The sequence below is a fragment of the Nocardia sp. NPDC050435 genome, assembly GCF_040655395.1.
Lineage (GTDB): Bacteria > Actinomycetota > Actinomycetes > Mycobacteriales > Mycobacteriaceae > Nocardia.
Window position 1 is genome coordinate 441,265 of sequence record NZ_JBFAJW010000007.1, and the last position, 18,073, is coordinate 459,337.

14 protein-coding genes and 2 tRNA genes are annotated in these 18,073 nt (G+C 68.9%); 9 read left to right on the forward strand and 7 right to left on the reverse strand.

The window, feature by feature from the left end:
* Window positions 1-22 precede the first annotated feature (22 nt).
* Window positions 23-385 carry a hypothetical protein gene (locus AB0I43_RS23590; RefSeq protein WP_356974067.1) on the forward strand — a complete coding sequence of 121 codons (363 nt, stop codon included), beginning with the start codon at window positions 23-25 and terminating at the stop codon, window positions 383-385.
* Here the strand turns inward: AB0I43_RS23590 and icmF are convergent.
* Entirely contained in the window at window positions 382-3,591 is a 3,210-nt protein-coding gene (icmF, locus tag AB0I43_RS23595; protein ID WP_356974068.1) for a fused isobutyryl-CoA mutase/GTPase IcmF, read from the reverse strand. The genes AB0I43_RS23590 and icmF overlap by 4 nt on opposite strands.
* A gap of 208 nt (window positions 3,592-3,799) precedes the next feature.
* On the opposite strand from icmF, the gene AB0I43_RS23600 reads away from it, so the two are divergent.
* From AB0I43_RS23600 to AB0I43_RS23620, 5 genes are read left to right on the forward strand one after another with little or no spacing between them, the layout of a single operon-like run.
* Entirely contained in the window at window positions 3,800-5,299 is a 1,500-nt protein-coding gene (locus tag AB0I43_RS23600) for a CoA-acylating methylmalonate-semialdehyde dehydrogenase (RefSeq protein ID WP_356974070.1), read from the forward strand.
* A 3-nt stretch (window positions 5,300-5,302) separates the two neighbouring features.
* Complete coding sequence (locus AB0I43_RS23605; protein ID WP_356974071.1) at window positions 5,303-6,442, forward strand: acyl-CoA dehydrogenase family protein; 1,140 nt, start codon at window positions 5,303-5,305, stop codon at window positions 6,440-6,442.
* A complete protein-coding gene (locus AB0I43_RS23610) occupies window positions 6,439-7,488 on the forward strand; it encodes an enoyl-CoA hydratase/isomerase family protein (RefSeq protein WP_356974073.1) in 1,050 nt (349 codons plus the stop codon). The genes AB0I43_RS23605 and AB0I43_RS23610 overlap by 4 nt, the downstream gene beginning before the upstream one ends.
* Complete coding sequence (gene mmsB / locus AB0I43_RS23615) at window positions 7,485-8,381, forward strand: 3-hydroxyisobutyrate dehydrogenase (protein WP_356974075.1); 897 nt, start codon at window positions 7,485-7,487, stop codon at window positions 8,379-8,381. Before AB0I43_RS23610 ends, mmsB begins: the two co-directional genes overlap by 4 nt.
* Window positions 8,378-9,154 (forward strand): enoyl-CoA hydratase, encoded by a 777-nt coding sequence (locus AB0I43_RS23620; protein WP_356974076.1) that lies wholly within the window; start codon window positions 8,378-8,380, stop codon window positions 9,152-9,154. The genes mmsB and AB0I43_RS23620 overlap by 4 nt, the downstream gene beginning before the upstream one ends.
* Before the next feature lie 30 nt (window positions 9,155-9,184).
* On the opposite strand, the gene AB0I43_RS23625 is transcribed toward AB0I43_RS23620, so the two are convergent.
* Both AB0I43_RS23625 and AB0I43_RS23630 read right to left on the reverse strand, forming a co-directional pair.
* Window positions 9,185-10,219: an Hsp70 family protein gene (locus tag AB0I43_RS23625; protein ID WP_356974077.1), complete on the reverse strand. Its 1,035-nt coding sequence runs from the start codon at window positions 10,217-10,219 to the stop codon at window positions 9,185-9,187.
* A gap of 127 nt (window positions 10,220-10,346) precedes the next feature.
* The gene (locus tag AB0I43_RS23630; protein ID WP_356974078.1) at window positions 10,347-10,895 is read right to left on the reverse strand and encodes a MarR family transcriptional regulator; all 549 of its coding nucleotides are present in this window, start codon (window positions 10,893-10,895) and stop codon (window positions 10,347-10,349) included.
* 92 nt (window positions 10,896-10,987) lie between these two features.
* On the opposite strand from AB0I43_RS23630, the gene AB0I43_RS23635 reads away from it, so the two are divergent.
* A tRNA-Cys gene (locus tag AB0I43_RS23635) sits at window positions 10,988-11,059 on the forward strand.
* Here the strand turns inward: AB0I43_RS23635 and AB0I43_RS23640 are convergent.
* Window positions 11,060-12,475, reverse strand: a complete 1,416-nt coding sequence (locus tag AB0I43_RS23640) for a metallophosphoesterase (protein WP_356974079.1) — start codon at window positions 12,473-12,475, stop codon at window positions 11,060-11,062.
* Between the two features lie 234 nt (window positions 12,476-12,709).
* Between AB0I43_RS23640 and AB0I43_RS23645 the strand changes: the two genes are divergently transcribed.
* The gene (locus AB0I43_RS23645) at window positions 12,710-13,972 is read left to right on the forward strand and encodes a reverse transcriptase family protein (protein ID WP_356974080.1); all 1,263 of its coding nucleotides are present in this window, start codon (window positions 12,710-12,712) and stop codon (window positions 13,970-13,972) included.
* A 515-nt stretch (window positions 13,973-14,487) separates the two neighbouring features.
* On the opposite strand, the gene AB0I43_RS23650 is transcribed toward AB0I43_RS23645, so the two are convergent.
* From AB0I43_RS23650 to AB0I43_RS23660, 3 genes are all read right to left on the reverse strand, one after another.
* Window positions 14,488-14,560, reverse strand: a tRNA-Arg gene (locus AB0I43_RS23650).
* Between the two features lie 106 nt (window positions 14,561-14,666).
* Complete coding sequence (locus AB0I43_RS23655; RefSeq protein WP_356974081.1) at window positions 14,667-15,368, reverse strand: DUF305 domain-containing protein; 702 nt, start codon at window positions 15,366-15,368, stop codon at window positions 14,667-14,669.
* Window positions 15,368-16,279 (reverse strand): DUF3105 domain-containing protein, encoded by a 912-nt coding sequence (locus AB0I43_RS23660; RefSeq protein ID WP_356974082.1) that lies wholly within the window; start codon window positions 16,277-16,279, stop codon window positions 15,368-15,370. Before AB0I43_RS23660 ends, AB0I43_RS23655 begins: the two co-directional genes overlap by 1 nt.
* A gap of 91 nt (window positions 16,280-16,370) precedes the next feature.
* Here AB0I43_RS23660 and argS point away from each other — a divergent pair, with 91 nt between their 5' ends.
* On the forward strand, window positions 16,371-18,029 hold the full coding sequence (gene argS, locus AB0I43_RS23665) for an arginine--tRNA ligase (protein WP_356974083.1): 1,659 nt from the start codon (window positions 16,371-16,373) through the stop codon (window positions 18,027-18,029).
* Window positions 18,030-18,073: the final 44 nt, after the last annotated feature.

An 18,073-nucleotide genomic window follows, 5' to 3' on the forward strand; every position in this document is an offset into this window, starting at 1 on the left:
CTCGGGCGCGCACACTGGAATCATGTTCCGGCACCGTCCCGGACGTCTCGCCACCCTCTGGCACCGGGTGTTCGAGTACGCCGCGCCCTGGCTCGCGCTCCTGCTGTTCGGCACGTTCCTGGGGGTGCTGGCCGCCTTCCTGCTCGTGCCGGGCCCGGGAATCGGCGCGCGGCTGCTGGCGCTGCTGTGCGCGGGCCATCAGATCCTGCTCTGGGGCGTCTATTTCAGCGTGGTGGAACTGGCCGACGACCAATCCACCTGGGGCACCGAGGTGGTGCCCCGCAAACGCCTGGGCACCGAGATCGTGCTGGCCACGCTGTTCTGGACGAATCTGGTGCTGCTCAGCGGCGTGCTGTGGCTGCTGGTGACACCGCTGCTCGCCTAGACATTGCGCCGGTACTGCCCGCCCACCCGGAAGAACGTGTCCGTGATCTGCTGCAGCGTGCAGACCCGGGCGGCATCCATCAGGACCTCGAAGATGTTGTCGTCGGTCCGGGCCACCGCCTCCAGCCGCGCCAGTGCCGCGTGGGCCGGGTCGCGGTGCCGGTTCTGGAAGTCGCGCACCCGCGCCAGCTGCGACTGCTTCTCGGACTCGGTGCCGCGCGCCAATTCGATGACGTGGTGCGGCTCCCCGTGCGGATTGCGAAAGGTGTTGACGCCCACGATCGGCAGCGATCCGTCGTGCTTGCGCTGCTCGTAGCGCATGGATTCGTCCTGGATCCGGCCGCGCTGATAGCCGGTCTCCATGGCGCCGAGCACGCCGCCGCGCTCGCTGATCCGCTCGAATTCGCCGAGCACCGCCTCCTCGACGAGATCGGTGAGCTCGTCGATGAGAAAGCTGCCCTGCAAGGGGTTTTCGTTCACGGCCAGGCCCCACTCGCGGTTGATGATCAGCTGGATCGCGAGCGCGCGGCGCACCGATTCCTCGGTGGGGGTGGTCACCGCCTCGTCGTAGGCGTTGGTGTGCAGGCTGTTGCAGTTGTCGTAGATCGCGATGAGCGCCTGCAGCGTGGTGCGGATGTCGTTGAAGTTCATCTCCTGGGCGTGCAGCGACCGGCCGGAGGTCTGGATGTGGTACTTCAGCTTCTGCGAACGATCGTTGGCGCCGTAGCGGTCCCGCATGGCGATCGCCCAGATCCGCCGCGCGACCCGGCCGATCACCGAGTACTCCGGGTCCATGCCGTTGGAGAAGAAGAACGACAGGTTCGGCGCGAAGTCGTCGATGTCCATGCCGCGTGCCAGATACGCCTCCACATAGGTGAATCCGTTGGCCAGGGTGAACGCGAGCTGGCTGATCGGGTTCGCCCCGGCCTCGGCGATGTGGTAGCCGGAGATCGACACCGAGTAGAAGTTGCGCACCCTGTTGCGCACGAACCACTCCTGGATGTCGGCCATCATCCGCAGGCTGAATTCGGTGGAGAAGATGCAGGTGTTCTGGCCCTGATCCTCCTTGAGGATGTCGGCCTGCACCGTGCCGCGCACCGTGGCGAGCGTCCGGGCCCGTAGGTCGGCCTCCTCCGCGGCGCTCGGCTCCCGGCCTTCGGCGGCGGTGAAGCGTTCCCGTGCCTGATCGATCGCGGTGTTGAGGAAGTAGGCCAGGATGGTCGGCGCGGGGCCGTTGATCGTCATCGACACCGAGGTGGACGGGGCGGTCAGATCGAAGCCGTCGTAGAGCGCCCGCATGTCCTCGAGCGAGGCGATCGACACCCCGGAGGTGCCGACCTTGCCGTAGATGTCGGGCCGTTCGGCCGGGTCGTGGCCGTAGAGGGTCACCGAATCGAACGCGGTGGACAGCCTTTTCGCCTCGGCGTGCTCGCTGAGCACCTTGAAGCGCCGGTTCGTGCGGAACGGATCGCCCTCGCCCGCGAACATGCGCGCCGGGTCCTCGCCGTCGCGCTTGAACGGGAAGACCCCGGCGGTGAAGGGGAATCGGCCGGGCAGGTTTTCGGCGCGCAGGAAGCGCAGCAGTTCGCCGTGATCGGTGAACCGGGGCAGCGCCACCCGCGCGATGCTGTTGCCGGACAGTGTTTCCCGGCGCAATAAGGTACGGATCTCCTTGTCCCGCACGTGAATCACCTGTTCCGCGCCGCGATAGGACTCGGCGAGGGCGGGCCACTCGGCGAGCAGTTCGGCGTCGGCGGGGACCAGTTCGGAGCGGGCCCGCTCGGCCAATGCGGAAATTTCCGCGTGGTCCGGCAGCTCGGCGGCCACCAGCTCCAGCCGCTGCGCCCGCTGGGCCGCGGCCACGCCGCGTGCGGTGGCGGCGTGATAGTCCCGCACCGTCTCCGCGATCTCCGCCAGATAGCGCACCCGGGCGGGCGGGATGACCTGCGCGAAGCGGGTGGAGGCCCGGGTGCGGACCCGCGGCAGCACACCGGGTTCCAGCGTCAGGCCCGCACCGGCCAGCAATTCCGTCAGATGCTGGTACAGCGCCGTGACGCCGTCGTCGTTGAAAGTCGCCGCGCTGGTGCCGAATACCGGCATGTCCTCGGGTGCGGCACTGAAGTCCTCGCGATTGCGCACCAGCTGCCGGGACACGTCCCGCAGGGCGTCGGCCGCGCCGCGGCGCTCGAACTTGTTGATCGCCACCACATCCGCGTAATCCAGCATGTCGATCTTCTCCAGCTGGGAGGCGGCGCCGAACTCGGGTGTCATCACGTAGAGCGAGACGTCGACATGATCGGTGACCGCCGCGTCGCCCTGCCCGATGCCGGGCGTCTCCAGGATCACCAGGTCGTAACCCGCCGCCTTGCAGGCCCCGACGATCCCGCCGATGTTCTCCGGCAGCTCCCGTCCGCCGCGGGTGGCCAGCGAGCGGAAGAAGATGTGGTCGCCGTCGAGGGCGTTCATCCGGATCCGGTCACCGAGCAGAGCGCCGCCGCCGCGCCGCCGGGTCGGGTCCACCGCCAGGATCGCCACGCGGAGTTTGTCCTGCTGGTCCGAGCGCAGCCGGCGCACCAATTCGTCGGTGAGCGAGGATTTTCCGGAGCCGCCGGTGCCGGTGATGCCCAGTACCGGGACGGTGCGGGCGGCGGCCGCCTCGGCCAGGGCCCGGCGGTCCGCGGGCGGCAGGCTGTCCTGCTGCAGGCAGGTGATCGCCCGGGCCAGCGCGGAGCGTTCCCCGGCGAGCACCGCGTCCAGCGCGGGCGGCTGCTCGGCGAGATCGTGGTCGCAGTCGCGGATCAGCTGATTGATCATGCCGGGCAGGCCGAGGCGCTGCCCGTCCTCGGGGGAGAAGATGGTGACCCCGGCCGCCGCCAGCCGTGCGATCTCCTCGGCGACGATCACGCCACCGCCGCCGCCGTAGATCCGCACGTGCCCGGCCCCGGCTTCGGTCAGCGCGTGCGCCAGGTATTCGAAGTACTCCACGTGCCCGCCCTGATACGAGCTGACCGCGACGCCCTGGACGTCCTCGGTGAGCACCGCGTCCACCACCTCGCTGACCGCGCGGTTGTGCCCCAGGTGGATCACCTCGGCGCCCTGGGCTTGCAGGATGCGCCGCATGATGTTGATCGCGGCGTCGTGCCCGTCGAACAGGGCCGCCGAGGTGACGAAGCGAACGGGATGCGTGGGCTGATGCAGGTCGGCCACCGATGCCTCCGGGAGAGTGCCGTGCGCCCGATACTAGGACGTCCAACTATCCTACGGTGATGTCCGTCACTCCGCCAGGCGGCGCGCGCGCCCACCCGCCGGGTGTGATGGGTCACACCCCGGCTATTTACTTGGATGTCCAACTATAGGATGGCCGCAGATCAGCCGAACCGGGCTGAACAGCGTCGATCAACGAGACAGGACTGGCATGGTTCGCGAACTCACGCATTTCATCGGTGGGCAGCACGTCCCCGGCACCTCCGGCAACTTCGGCGACGTGTTCGATCCGAACATCGGGCAGGTCCAGGCCCGGGTGCCGCTGGCGAGCAAGACCGAGGTCGAGGCGGCCATCGCGAACGCCGAAGCGGCGCAGCGGGAGTGGGCCGCGTTCAATCCGCAGAAGCGGGCTCGCGTGCTGATGAAGTTCCTGACCCTGGTGCAGGACGAGATGGATTCGCTGGCCGCGCTGCTGTCCTCCGAACACGGCAAGACCATCGCCGACGCCAAGGGCGACATCCAGCGTGGGCTCGAGGTGATCGAATTCGCCTGCGGCATCCCGCATCTGCTCAAAGGGGAGTACACCGAATCGGCGGGCACCGGCATCGACGTGTACTCGATGCGGCAGCCGCTGGGCGTCGTCGCGGGCATCACCCCGTTCAACTTCCCGGCCATGATCCCGCTGTGGAAGGCCGGTCCGGCGCTGGCCACCGGCAACGCCTTCATCCTGAAGCCCTCCGAGCGCGATCCCTCGGTTCCGCTGCGCCTGGCCGAGCTGTTCCTCGAGGCGGGGCTGCCGGCCGGTGTGTTCAACGTGATCAACGGCGACAAGGAGGCCGTGGACACGCTGCTGCACGATCCGCGGATCAAGGCGGTCGGGTTCGTCGGCTCCACCCCGATCGCGCAGTACATCTACGAGACCGCCTCGGCCAACGGCAAGCGCGCCCAGTGCTTCGGTGGCGCCAAGAACCACGCCATCGTGCTGCCCGACGCCGACCTCGACGACGTCGCCGACCAGCTGATCGGCGCGGGCTACGGTTCCGCGGGTGAGCGCTGCATGGCCATCTCGGTGGCGGTGCCGGTGGGCGCGGAGACCGCGGATCGCCTGCGCGACAAGCTGGTCGAACGCGTGAACAAGCTCAATGTCGGCCGCTCCGACGACCCGGGCGCCGACTTCGGGCCGCTGGTCGGGCGCGACGGCGTGGATCGGGTGAATTCCTACGTCCAGATCGGCGTGGACGAGGGGGCCGAACTGGTCGTCGACGGCCGCGGACTGACCGTCGAGGGCGGCGAGGACGGCTACTTCGCCGGCGCGACGCTGTTCGACAACGTGACGCCCGAGATGCGGATCTACAAAGAAGAGATCTTCGGCCCGGTGCTCGCGATCGTGCGGGCCAAGGACTACGAGGAGGGCCTGCGCCTGGCCAACGAGCACGAATACGGCAACGGCGTAGCCATTTTCACCCGCGACGGCGACGCCGCCCGGGATTTCGCGGCGCGGGTGCAGGTCGGCATGGTCGGCATCAACGTGCCGATCCCGGTCCCGATCGCCTACCACACCTTCGGCGGCTGGAAGCGGTCCGGCTTCGGCGATCTGAACCAGCACGGCCCGGACTCGATCCGCTTCTACACCAAGACCAAGACCGTCACCCAGCGCTGGCCTTCGGGCATGAAGGAGTCCAACGCGTTCGTCATCCCGACGATGGACTGACCCATGTTCGAACTGGACGACGACGAGAAGGCGATCCGCGACACCGCGCGCGGCTTCGCCGACGAGTTCCTGGCGCCGAACGCGCTGGAATGGGATGAGCGCAAACACTTTCCGGTCGACGTGCTGCGCAAGGCCGGTCCCCTCGGCCTGGGCGGCATCTATGTCGGCGAGGATGTCGGCGGGTCGGGCCTGCGCCGGCTGGACGCCGTGCGGATCTTCGAGCAGCTGTCCACCGGCTGCCCCGCCATCGCCGCCTACATCTCCATCCACAACATGGCGACCTGGATGATCGACAGCTACGGCGACGAACACCAGCGCCACCACTGGCTGCCCCGGCTGACCTCGATGGACCTGCTGGCCAGCTACGCACTCACCGAGCCGGGTGTCGGCTCGGACGCGGCGGCGCTGAGCACCAAGGCGGTGCGCGACGGCGACGACTACCTGCTCAACGGCGCCAAGCAGTTCATCTCCGGGGCCGGCGCCACCGACGTCTACGTGCTGATGGCCCGCACGGGTGACCAAGGGGCGCGCGGCATTTCGGCATTCATCGTGCCCGCCGACACGCCGGGCCTGTCGTTCGGACCGAACGAGAAGAAGATGGGCTGGAACGCCCAGCCCACCCGCCAGGTGATCCTGGAGGACGCCCGGGTGCCCGCGGCGAACCTGCTCGCCGCCGAGGGCGACGGCTTCCGGATCGCCATGAACGGCCTCAACGGCGGCCGCCTGAACATCGCGGCCTGCTCGGTCGGCGGCGCGCAGGCCGCACTCGACAAGACGGTGCCGTATCTGGCCCAGCGCAACGCCTTCGGGCAGGCGCTGCTGAAGAACCAGGCGCTGCAATTCCAGCTCGCCGACATGCGCACGGAACTGGAAGCGGCCCGGACGCTACTGTGGCGAGCCGCGGCCGCGCTCGACGCGGACGCGCCGGACAAGGTCGAGCTGTGCGCCATGGCCAAGCGCTTCGCGACTGACGCCGGTTTCGAGGTGGCGAACAAGGCGCTGCAGCTGCACGGCGGCTACGGCTACCTGGCCGAATACGGGCTGGAGAAGCTGGTGCGGGATCTGCGGGTGCACCAGATCCTCGAGGGCACCAACGAAATCATGCGGGTGGTTGTCGCCCGCTCAGTGGTAGGAGCGGCATGAGCGAGGAAGTTCTGATCGAGCAGCGCGACGGGCTCGGCCTGATCACGCTGAACCGGCCCAAGGCCATCAACGCCCTGAATCATTCGATGGCGCTGGCCATTCTGGACGCGCTGCGCGCCTGGGCGACCGACGACGCGGTGCGCACCGTCGTCGTCACCGGTGCGGGGGAGCGCGGGCTGTGCGCGGGCGGCGACATCGTCGCCATCCACCGCGACGCCGAATCGGGTGCGGCGGATGCCGATTCGCCGACCGGGAAGTTCTGGCGCGACGAATACATCCTGAACGCGCTGATCGGCAGCTACCCCAAGCCGTACGTGGTCGTCATGGACGGCATCGTGATGGGCGGCGGTGTCGGCCTGTCCGGGCACGGCAGCCATCGCATCGTCACCGAGCGCTCCAAGATCGGCATGCCGGAGGTCGGCATCGGGTTCGTCCCGGATGTCGGCGGCACCTACCTGCTTTCTCGCACACCCGGTGAAATCGGCACGCACGTCGGGCTGACCACCGCCCGGATGAGCGCGGGCGACGCCATCGCCGCCGGTTTCGCCGACTACTACGTGGCCTCGGAAAACATTGCGGCGCTGCTGGATACGTTGCGGACCGAGACGGCCGAGATCGCTATCGCCAAGTTCGCCACGGCCGCGCCGGAATCCGGCCTGCTCGCGCAGCGGGAATGGATCGATGCCTGCTACAGCGCGGGCACGGTCGAGGAGATCGTCGCGCGGTTGCAGGCCAGTGCCGTACCGGAGGCGAACCGGGCCGCCGCCGACATTCTGTCCAAATCGCCGGTGGCGCTGAAGGTTACGCTGCGTTCGCTGCGCTCCTCGAGGGAACTGCCGAGCTTGGCCGCCGCGCTGAACGAGGAGTACCGGGTGTCCATCGCGGCGCTGTCCTCGCACGATCTGGTCGAGGGCATCCGCGCCCAGGTCATCGACAAGGACCGGAACCCGCGGTGGTCGCCCGCCACCCTGGCCGAGGTGACCGACGCGCAGGTCGAGAGCTACTTCGCCGGGTTGGGCGAGAAGGAACTGGGGTTGAACGCATGAGTAAGAAGATCGGCTTCCTCGGCCTCGGGCACATGGGCGGCCCGATGGCGGCCAACCTGGTCGCGGCGGGCTACGACGTGCTCGCCTTCGATCCCGTGCCCGCCGCCCAGGAGCAGGCGCGCAAAGACGGTGCCACCGTGGTGGATTCGGTTCGCGCCGCCGTCGCCGACCGCGAGATCGTGCTCACCATGCTGCCCAACGGCAAGCTGGTCCTGGACGTCTACGCCGAGGCGCTGCCCGCGGCGACGCCCGGCACGCTGTTCATCGACTGCTCCACCATCGATGTCGCCGACGCCGCGACGGCCGCGGAACGCGCTGCGGCAGCGGGACATCGGGCCCTGGACGCCCCCGTCTCCGGCGGTGTCGCCGGCGCGGCGGCCGGCACGCTGACCTTCATGGTCGGCGGCGCCGAGTCGGACTTCGCCGACGGGCTCGCCGTGCTGGAGGTGATGGGCGGCAAGGTCGTGCACTGCGGCGGGTCCGGCGTCGGCCAGGCCGCCAAGATCTGCAACAACATGCTGCTCGGCATCTCCATGGTGGCGCTGTCGGAGGCCATCGTCCTCGGCGAGAAGCTCGGCCTGAGCCACGAGAAGTTCTTCGACGTGGTCTCCACCGCCTCGGGCCAGTCCTGGTCGCTGACCAGCTACTGCCCGGTGCCGGGCCCGGTGCCCGCCAGCCCGGCCAACAACGATTACCAGCCGGGTTTCGCGACCGCCCTGATGACCAAGGACCTCGGACTGGCCGCCAGCGCGCTGCGGGCCAACGGCGTCGACGGGCAGATCGGTCAGCTCGCCGCGGAGATCTACACCCGGTTCAACCAGGAAGAATCGGGCAAGGACTTCTCCGCTATCGTGACCGACATCCGTAAGCGATCTGGAGGAGCACAGGCGTGACCGACTTCGAGACCATTCTGCTGGAGCGCAAGGGTCGCGTGGCCCTGATCACGCTCAACCGGCCGAAGGCCCTCAATGCGCTGAACTCGCAGGTCCTCGCCGACATCTCGGCCGCGCTCGACGAGCTCGAGCAGGACAGCGAGATCGGCGCGGTCGTGCTCACCGGGTCCGAGCGCGCCTTCGCGGCGGGCGCGGACATCAAGGAGATGCAGACCAAGTCCTACATGGACATGTTCCTGGCCGATCACTTCGCCGGCTGGGACCGCCTGACGGCCTTCCGCAAGCCCATCATCGCCGCGGTCGCGGGCTACGCGCTCGGCGGCGGCTGTGAGCTGGCCATGATGTGTGATCTGCTGATCGCCGCCGATACCGCGAAGTTCGGCCAGCCGGAGATCAAGCTGGGCGTCATCCCCGGGATGGGCGGCTCGCAGCGCCTGACTCGCGCCGTCGGCAAGGCCAAGGCCATGGACCTGATCCTGACCGGCCGCAACATGGACGCCGAGGAAGCCGAGCGCGCGGGCCTGGTCTCGCGCATCGTCCCGGCCGCCGACCTGGTCGCCACCGCGCTGGCCGCGGCGGAGACCATCGCGTCGATGTCGCTGCCCTCGGTCATGATCGCCAAGGAAGCCGTCGACCGTTCCTTCGAAACCACCCTCGGCGAGGGCCTGCGCTTCGAGCGCCGGGTCTTCCATTCCCTGTTTGCCACCGAGGACCAGAAGGAAGGCATGGCCGCGTTCGTAGAGAAGCGCCCGGCGGACTTCAACCACCGCTGAGCAAGCTGAAAGTAAAAGCGGCGCCGTGCGCTAGCGGCCGGTCGGGGTGCCCGCGATCTCCGCAGGCGTCGGCACCGTGCTGTCGTGCCCGGGTGTGGTGTCGCGGTCCATGACCAGCACGCCCGCGATCGTGGCGCCCAGGGTGGCCGTGACCGCCAGTGCGGCAATGAGTTTGCGCCGATCGGCGGCGGGTGCGAGCTGGCGCAGGCCGGGACGGGTGGTGCGCAGCTCCGCGGCGGAGCGACCGGTGGCCAGCAGTACGGCGCCCCGGGACGCGACCGCCTCGGGCTCCGGATCGTAGATCATCGGCAGGTCGACGGCCGCGGCCAGCGTCTCCTGGATGCTCGGGCTGCGCGTGCAACCGCCCAGCAGCACCAGAGCCTGCGGGGGTGTCTCCGATTGCTCGATCAGCTGGTGCACGAACGACACCGAGTGCTGCACGCCGGCCGCGCACAGCTCGGTGACGTCGCTGCGTGTGAGCACGGCGCGACCGCCGGAATTGCCGTCCATGGCGGTGACCACGCGGTCGATGCTCAGCGCCTCGCGGTGACGCCGGCAGCTGAGCTTGTCGGTGAGGATGCCGTCGCGGGCCAGCTGCCAGCGCAGCAGGGCGTCGAAGCCGTCACCGCCCAGCACCGTGCTGCGCTTGCTGGAGATGATCGAATCGGTGCGGCAGTCGACGAGCGTGAGCGTCAGCCCGGAGCTGCCCAGATCGTAGAGCAGCACCGTGCCCTCCTCGGGCAGCTGCCGGGTGAAACGCAGATACCGAAGCTGCGCAAGGGGTTCGGAGACGATGGTGAGCGGCTGGTAGCCCGCGGCGGCCCGGATCGCGTCGGCGTGTAGCGGACAGCGGCACGTCACCGCGGTGCCGGTGACCAGCTCGTCGCGATGATCGGCCGAACGGCGCATCTGCCGGATCGCTTCGAAGACTGCCTCTTCGACACCGCCGCCGGCCCGGCGGGGCACCCGGCAGCGATCGATCGGGGGAAGATGCGGCTGATCGGAATGCGTCAATATCGCGCGGGCGCCGCCAGCGCCTGCCGATACCCCCAAGACCAGCACCATGGCCTCCATGGTGAACCCTTTCCGGGCCGCTGCCAAGGTCGGGAAGGGTGAATTCGCTAGTCGGATGCCGGAACGTTACGGACACGCCGATCCGGCCGCGTGCGGAACTGTCCAGTTCGTTTGCCGGTCAGCTTTCCCGGGCCACCCAGCGGGCCTGCTCGTCGCCGGTGTCGAAATCCCCGGCGGCATGGCGGAACTCCGCGAGCAGTTGCAGCAGCGTATGCAGGCGATCCGGCGGCAACCCGGGCTGCGCGAACACCTTCGCGTTGAGTTGCTCGGTGGCCTCGGCGACGAGTTTCCGGCCCGCGTCGGTGATTTCGATGAGGGTGGCGCGGCGGTCGCTGGGGTGTGGAACACGTTGCACCAATTGGGCCGCTTCGAGCCGGTCGACGGTGTTGGTGACACTGGTCGGATGCACCTGCAGCCGCGCGCTGGCCTTGGCCATCGGCAGCGCGCCTGTCTTGCTGAAACTCAGCAGGGCGAGCAGTTCGTAGCGCGAGAACGTCAGCCCGGTCGGCTTGAGCGCCTCGTCGACCCGGGCCATCACGATCTGCTGCGCGCGCACCAGCGAGGTCACCGCGGCCATACCGTCGGCCACCGCGCCCCAGCCGTGGCCGACCCACTGGCGGTGGGCCTCCTCGATGGGGTCGAGCGGGAGCGGGCGTGGCCGAGACATGTCCTCGATCATTCCATGCCGATCCGCGATTCGAATCACGCTGAGCACAACGGTGTGCTGCGGTGTCGCGAACCGGCACGATAGTCATCGAGGCGGGCGTGGCTGAGAGGTTTAGGCAGCGGTCTGCAAAGCCGTTTACGTGGGTTCGATTCCCGCCGCTCGCTCTATGAGGCTTTGATGCCGGAGAAATCCCGCAGCACAACGTGATTGCGGTCGGCATGCGAACCGAGGGTATAGAACGGCTGCAAGCCGAAGAATTCACCCCGGGTGACGGTGCTCCACCGGCGCGCGTCGGGGGTGCGGGTTTTGTAGAAATTGACCATGTACCCGCCCTCGTAGAGACGCAGCAGGCTGTACCCGCCGGGATATTCCTTCACGGCGGCCACCTCCAGGAATTCCACCGCGCAGTCGGTGTCCGGCCGGGTCCGCCGGTTGCGGTGGGTGTGGCCGCTGTGCTGCAGGAACACGCCGGGGCTGCGCGCGTAGAGCGCCTGCAGCTCGGCGCTGTCGGATTCGTCGAGGATGAACCCGGGCCCCGCGATATTGCTGTATCCGGCCTCGCGCGTCACCGGATGGTGGCCGAACACCAGTGTCGGCTGCTCCGGCTCGGCGCGCAGCAATTCGGCGAGCTGCTCGAATTGCGGGCGTTCGATGCGACCGCCCGCCGCGTCGAGATCGCTGGTGTCCATTCCGATCAGGCGCAGGCCACCGAGTTCCTGTGCCGACAACCGCTGGCGCGCCCCGAATTCCGCGCCCCAGCAATCGAAATGATCGCCGAGCGGCGCGCAGCCTTGATAATCGGCCCCGATATGCGGGCGGTCGTGATTACCGCGCACCGCGAGATAATCGACTCCGGCCGTGCCCCACCGGTCGAGCAGGCGCCGGACGCCGCTCACCTCCGGCGCTTTCGCCTCGGCCGTCAGATCGCCCGCCAGCAGCAGGCGTTCCGCGCCGCGATCGGGCAGGCGCAGATCGGCCAGCAGGGCCGACAGCATCACCTCCGGATAGGGCGGCAGCTCCGGCGCCTGCTGGAAGCCCGGCGGAAACCGGCCCACGACCAGACCGCTCACCGTCTCGCCGTAGTGCACGTCGTTGGCCAGCGCCACGGTGCGCAGCAACCGGCCGGGCGGCGGCACCAGAGTCGTGAATTCGCCCGTGGCCTCGGGTGTTCCGGGCGTGATCGTCCCCGGATTCAGGCCCGCCGTGGCGCGGACGCCGTCCGACCAGGCTTCGAAGCGGTAGGTGCGGCCCGGTTCCAGGCCGTGGATCTCCGCGTAGTGGAACGGGCCGCGTTCGCCCTCGGCGTGCACCTGCACGGGTGCGCGCGGCGAATCCGCGGGCCCGATCCGGACCTCGCCGCCCGCGTCCACCGGCACCAGGCCCACCGTGTTCGGTGTGCTCGTCGTCCAGGTCAGCACCACCGAGGTGTCGGTGACGGTGACGACCTCCAGATCGGTCGCCACCAGCGGATTCCACTGTGCCCGTGCCGGACCGGCCGCGACCGCGCCGGTCGCCGACAGCAGGGCCGCCAGCCCGACGGCTCCCAGGAAGGTCCGGCGCGACGGCCCGCAGCAGGTCATGCGGGCAAGGGTACCGGTGGCCGGGGATGACTCACGGGGAATGATGTGCCAGGGTATTCGGGTGCGACGGCGGCGGGGCGAGAGTGGGTCGGCACGACCCGTCTCAGGGGCAACCCCTGGGTGTGCAGTATCAATTGGGCACAGCGTCCGGAACCAGGCGGCACGCTCCGCGTGCTGGGTGGCACCGTGGACGAAGGATTCTGGTCGCCTCGCCGCCGTCGCACGTTCGCTCGCATGAGCCGGGCCGTACCGGCGCACCTGGCCCGGGAACTGGCCGCCGCCTTCGATTTTCTCGACTCCGCGTGGAGCCGCGCCGCCCTGGCCGAGGCCTTCGCCGACGTCGTCGAGCCGGATCGGGCCGAGGAACTGGCCCGCCGCGTCACCGATCTCATGCCCGGTGAGCCGCTGGACCCGATCGTCACGCTGGCGCGCGTACTGGCGGACCTGCCGAAACTGCCGACGGTCGTGGTTTCGCTCGACCCGATCGAAATACCGCCCGCGCCACTGCGTTTCGGTGCCGTGCCGATCCCGGACCGCGCCGCGCTGGCCGCCCTGCTCAACCTCACCCCGTCCGAACTGGAGTGGTTCGCCGACCACGGCGCCTGGCTGCGCCGCGCCGCCCCACCTCTGACCCACTATCGCTACCGCCGCCTGCCCAAGGCGCACGGCGTCCGCCTGGTCGAAGCCCCGAAGGTGCGCCTGCGCGAAATCCAGCGCCGCATCCTGCACCGCGTCCTCGCCGGCATCCCCGCCCACCCGGCCTGCCACGGTTTCGAGAAGGGCCGCAGCGCAGCGACATTCGCCGCGCCCCACGCCGGTGCCCACACCGTGCTGCGCGTCGACCTGCGCGACTTCTTCAACACCATCACCGTCCCCCGCGTCCGCGCGATCTTCACCGCCTGCGGCTACCCACCCCCGATCGCCCAGATCCTCGCCGACCTCTGCACCACCGCGACCCCCGTCGCCGAACTCCGCGGCCTCGACTTCGCCCAGCGAAACCTCCTGCGCGCCAGACACTTACCCCAGGGCGCTCCCACCTCGCCCCGCCTGGCCAACCTCGTCGCCCACGGCCTGGACCGCCGCCTCACCGCCTACGCCGCCACCCGCGGCCTCGAATACACCCGCTACGCCGACGACCTCGCCTTCTCCGGCCCCACCCTCGATCCCGCCCGAACCCTCTGGACCGCAACCACAATCGCCGAATCCGAGGGCTTCGCCATCAACCCCGCCAAAACTCGCACCCGCCGCCCACACCAACGCCAAACCCTCGCGGGCCTGGTCGTCAACACCCACCCGGCGGCCCCCCGCGACGCCTACGACAACCTCCGCGCCCTACTCCACAACTGCCTCCGCACCGGCCCCGCCGCCCAAAACCACCAGCGCCACCCCAACTTCCGCGCCCACGTCTACGGCCGCATCTCCTGGATCGGCGAAACCAGCCCCACCCGCCGCACCAAACTCCTCGCCCTGGCCGACAAGATCGACTGGACCCAATAGCCACCCATTCGCGGAACTTCTTCTGTTCCAACCTTTTCTGTCATAGCAATCACGTATGGTAGCAACACCTCTTCCCGAGGGGCGGTGGACATCGGTCCAGACACTGCGCCCAGGGAGGAGGTTGATGGGTTTGGCGAAACACCGCCGGAAAAAGAGCAAGGCCCCGGTCGATTACGGCATGTTCCTCACAGGGGCTGCCATGATCGCCGGGGCGCTCTTGCTGGTCCGCTGGTTCTTGCGGGCTAGGTAATCCATCAAGAAGGCGGGGCGTCGTTCACAGCGGCGTCCCGCCCACCAGCATCACTTGCGTGACCAGAACAGCATAACCCGACTCAGAGCCATCCGACATAGAACAGCAAATCCCCAACCAGCACGAAACCCGACGACCGATCAACCAATGGGGGTCCGGGGGCGCAGCCCGCCGGCCGGGGTTTGGGGGCTCGGCCCCCAAAAAAACACACGGAACGAGAAACGGCTCATGCTCTCCATGAGCATGAGCCGACAATCGAGTGGAGTGCCCTCGGCAGGAATCGAACCTGCGGCCTTCTGCTCCGGAGGCAGACGCTCTATCCCCTGAGCTACGAGGGCGGGATAGTTCTCGATCCGACCACGGGAGGCGGTCCGATCGGGCGGGGAAAGCGTATCGCATCCCCGGCCAACCGCCAAAAAGCAGGGTGGGCCGGGGAGTTCACGATCAGTTGAGCGGTAGCGGGGTTCCGCCGCGGGTGGTGAGCATGCGGGTGATCAGCTGGGCTTCGTTCTGCTGAGTGCCGCCCATGGTTTCGGCCAGGGTGCGCACGGCGGTGGTTTCCGCGTGCTGCGCGGCGAACTGGATCATCGACAGCCCACCCTGGTGGTGGCGCAGCATCAGCCGCAGGAACATGGTGTCCAGCTCGGCGGCGGGCGCTTGGCGCAGGGCGGCCAGTTCCTCGGCGGTCGCCATGCCGGGCATGGTCGACATCGGGCCGGTGTGCTGGGCGGCGGTGGCCCCGCCGTGGTGGCCCGATGTCGGCTCGGTCATCCAGGCCATGAACCCGTCGACGCTCTGCGCGGGTTTGCCCCACAGTTGCAGCCAGCCCTGCATCCGGCCGACCTGGGCCTGCTGGGTGGTCATGATGTCGTAGGCGAGCCGGCGCACGTCGGTGTCGCCGGAACGCAGCAGCGCGACGCCCGCCATCTCCACGGCCTGCGCGTGATGCGCGGACATGTCCTGGGTGAAGCCGATGTCGACCGTGCCCGGGTCCGGCTCGCTCGCGCCGTCCAAGGGAATGCGGGCCATGGTGCCGAGGGCGAAACCGAGCAGGATCGCCCCGAGGACGCCCAGGACCAGCAGCGCGGTCCGCTGACCGCGCAGCTGGGTCCGGAACCCGGACTCGGTGTCGCTCTCGGCCGCCATCACGGCGTCGCGGGGGCGGCGGGCGGCACTTCCGGGACCACGGCCGGCGCGGTCGGCACCGCGGGCAGGCCGGGGATGTTCGGGACGCCGGGGATGCTGGGCTGGCCGAGTTCGGCCGGATCGGTCGCGATGCCGCTGCCGTCCACGGGCACCGCATCCGGGCCCGGGGGAGTGGGATCGAACGGGGCCGGGTTGTCCCGGTCGAAGTACGGGTTGGAGCAGTCCGCGCCGATCTCGGGGTAGACGCCGTACGCGTTCTGCCGCAGCGCGGTGATGAACTGCCCGACGCGCTTGTCGCTCGGATCGTCCAGCTTCAGCTGGTGCCCCCACGATTGCAGCGAGACGGCCGAGTCCAGGCCGGGGTAGGGCGACAGCATCGTGTACTGCTTGCCCTCGACCTTGCTCTTCAGCGCGTCCAGCCCGCTCGCGTCGACCTTGTCGGGGTTGTAGGTGATCCACACCGCCCCGTGTTCGAGCGAGTGCACCGCGTTCTCGGTGCGAATCGGCTTGCTGTAGACCACGCCGGTGCACGCCGCCCAGGACGAATCGTGCGGGCCGCCGAAGGCGGGCGTGGTGTCGTAGGCCACGCGCTGACCCGCGGCGATGTGCTTGCCGGCGCCCTGCGCGAAGTCCTTCTTGACGACGCCGGGGATCTGATCCGACGGGTCCTTGTTCTCGGCGCTCGGGGTGTATTTGTCGAGCTCGGCCTGCTCGCGATACTTCGGGACCAGGCTGTAGGCCAGTGCGCCGACCAATGCGATGATTACTGCGGCGGCACCGATGGCCAGCCACGGGATCTGGCGCTTCTGTCGAAGTTGGCCCTTGCCGCCCCCCTTGCGGAGGGAAGGTGAGGCCTTCCCGGCGGCTCGGACGGCCTTGGCCGATTTCGAGGCGCTTTTACTACTCGGCATCGCTCGTGTGCTCTCTCATGCTGATTCCGCTGTACTGCGCGCGGTGCCCGCCCGAAGGTGTTCACCTGCCCAGACCATAGGATAGTGACTCGTGACTCCAGCTGACCTTGCATCTCTCCTCCGCGCAACCGCCGCGAAGGTGCTTGTCGAACGTGGACTGGACCCTGCGGTCCTGCCCGACGAGGTCAATGTGGAGCGCCCCCGTAATCCGGAACACGGTGACTATGCCACGAATTTGTCGATGCAGGTTGCCAAGAAAGTCGGAACCAACCCGCGTGAGCTCGCCACCTGGCTGGCCGAGGCGCTCGCCGCGGCCGACGGCGTCGAGACCGCCGAGGTCGCCGGTCCGGGCTTTCTGAACATCCGGCTGGCCGCGGCCGCGCAGGGCGCGATCGTGCAGAAGATCCTGGTCGCGGGCGCCGAGTACGGCACCGCCGCCGCGCTGGCCGGCACCATGATCAACCTGGAGTTCGTCTCGGCGAACCCCACCGGCCCGATCCATCTGGGCGGCACCCGCTGGGCCGCCGTCGGCGACGCGCTGGGCCGGATCCTGGCCGCGCAGGGCGCCGAGGTGACCCGGGAGTACTACTTCAACGACGCCGGCGCGCAGATCGACCGCTTCGCGAACTCGCTGGTCGCCGCCGCCACCGGTGCGCCGACCCCGGCGGACGGCTACGCCGGCGCCTACATCGGCGAGATCGCGACCGCGATCCTCGCGAACCACCCGGACGCGCTCACGCTGCCCGAGCAGCAGCGGCACGAACTGTTCCGGCGCGAAGGCGTCGAGATGATGTTCGCCCACATCAAGCAGACGCTGCACGATTTCGGCTGCGACTTCGACGTCTACTTCAACGAGAGCTCGCTGTTCGCCTCCGGCGCGGTCGACAAGGCCGTCGCCGAGCTGAAGGCCTCGGGCAATCTCTACGAGAAGGACGGCGCCTGGTGGATCGCCAGCACCGAGTACGGCGACGACAAGGACCGCGTCGTTCTCAAGAGCGACGGCACCTCCGCCTACATCGCCGGTGACATCGCCTACTTCCAGAACAAGCGGGCGCGCGGGTTCGACCTGTGCATCTACATGCTCGGCGCCGACCACCACGGCTACATCGGCCGGTTGAAGGCCGCCGCGGCGGCGTTCGGCGACAACCCGGACACCGTCGAGGTGCTCATCGGCCAGATGGTGAATCTGGTGAAGGACGGCGTCGCCGTGAAGATGAGCAAGCGCGCGGGCACCGTGGTGACCTTGGACGACCTGGTCGCCGAGATCGGCGTGGACGCCTCGCGCTACTCGCTGGTGCGCTCGTCGGTGAACACCAGCATCGACATCGACATCACCCTGTGGACCACCCAGGACAGTGTCAACCCGGTCTACTACGTGCAGTACGCCCACGCCCGCACCTGCAGCATCGTGCGGAACTCGGCCGACTTCGAATTCGCCGCGGTGCCGGTCGATCTCAGCCTGCTCACCGCGGACCGGGAGACCAAGCTCATCGGTGTGCTGGGCGAGTTCCCGCGCGTCGTGGCCACCGCCGCGGAGATGCGGGAACCGCACCGCGTGGTGCGCTACCTGGAGGAGCTGGCGGGCGCCTACCACCCGTTCCAGTCCGACGACGACATGCGCGTGCTGCCCAAGGGCGACGAGCCCGTCACCCCGCGGCACGCCGCCCGCCTGGAGCTGGTCAAGGCGACCCGGCAGGTGCTGGCCAACGGCCTGGCCCTGCTCGGTGTGAGCGCACCGGAGCGGATGTGAGCGAGCCTTGCGAGCGGACAGCACAGCGCCCCTGGGCGTTCGCG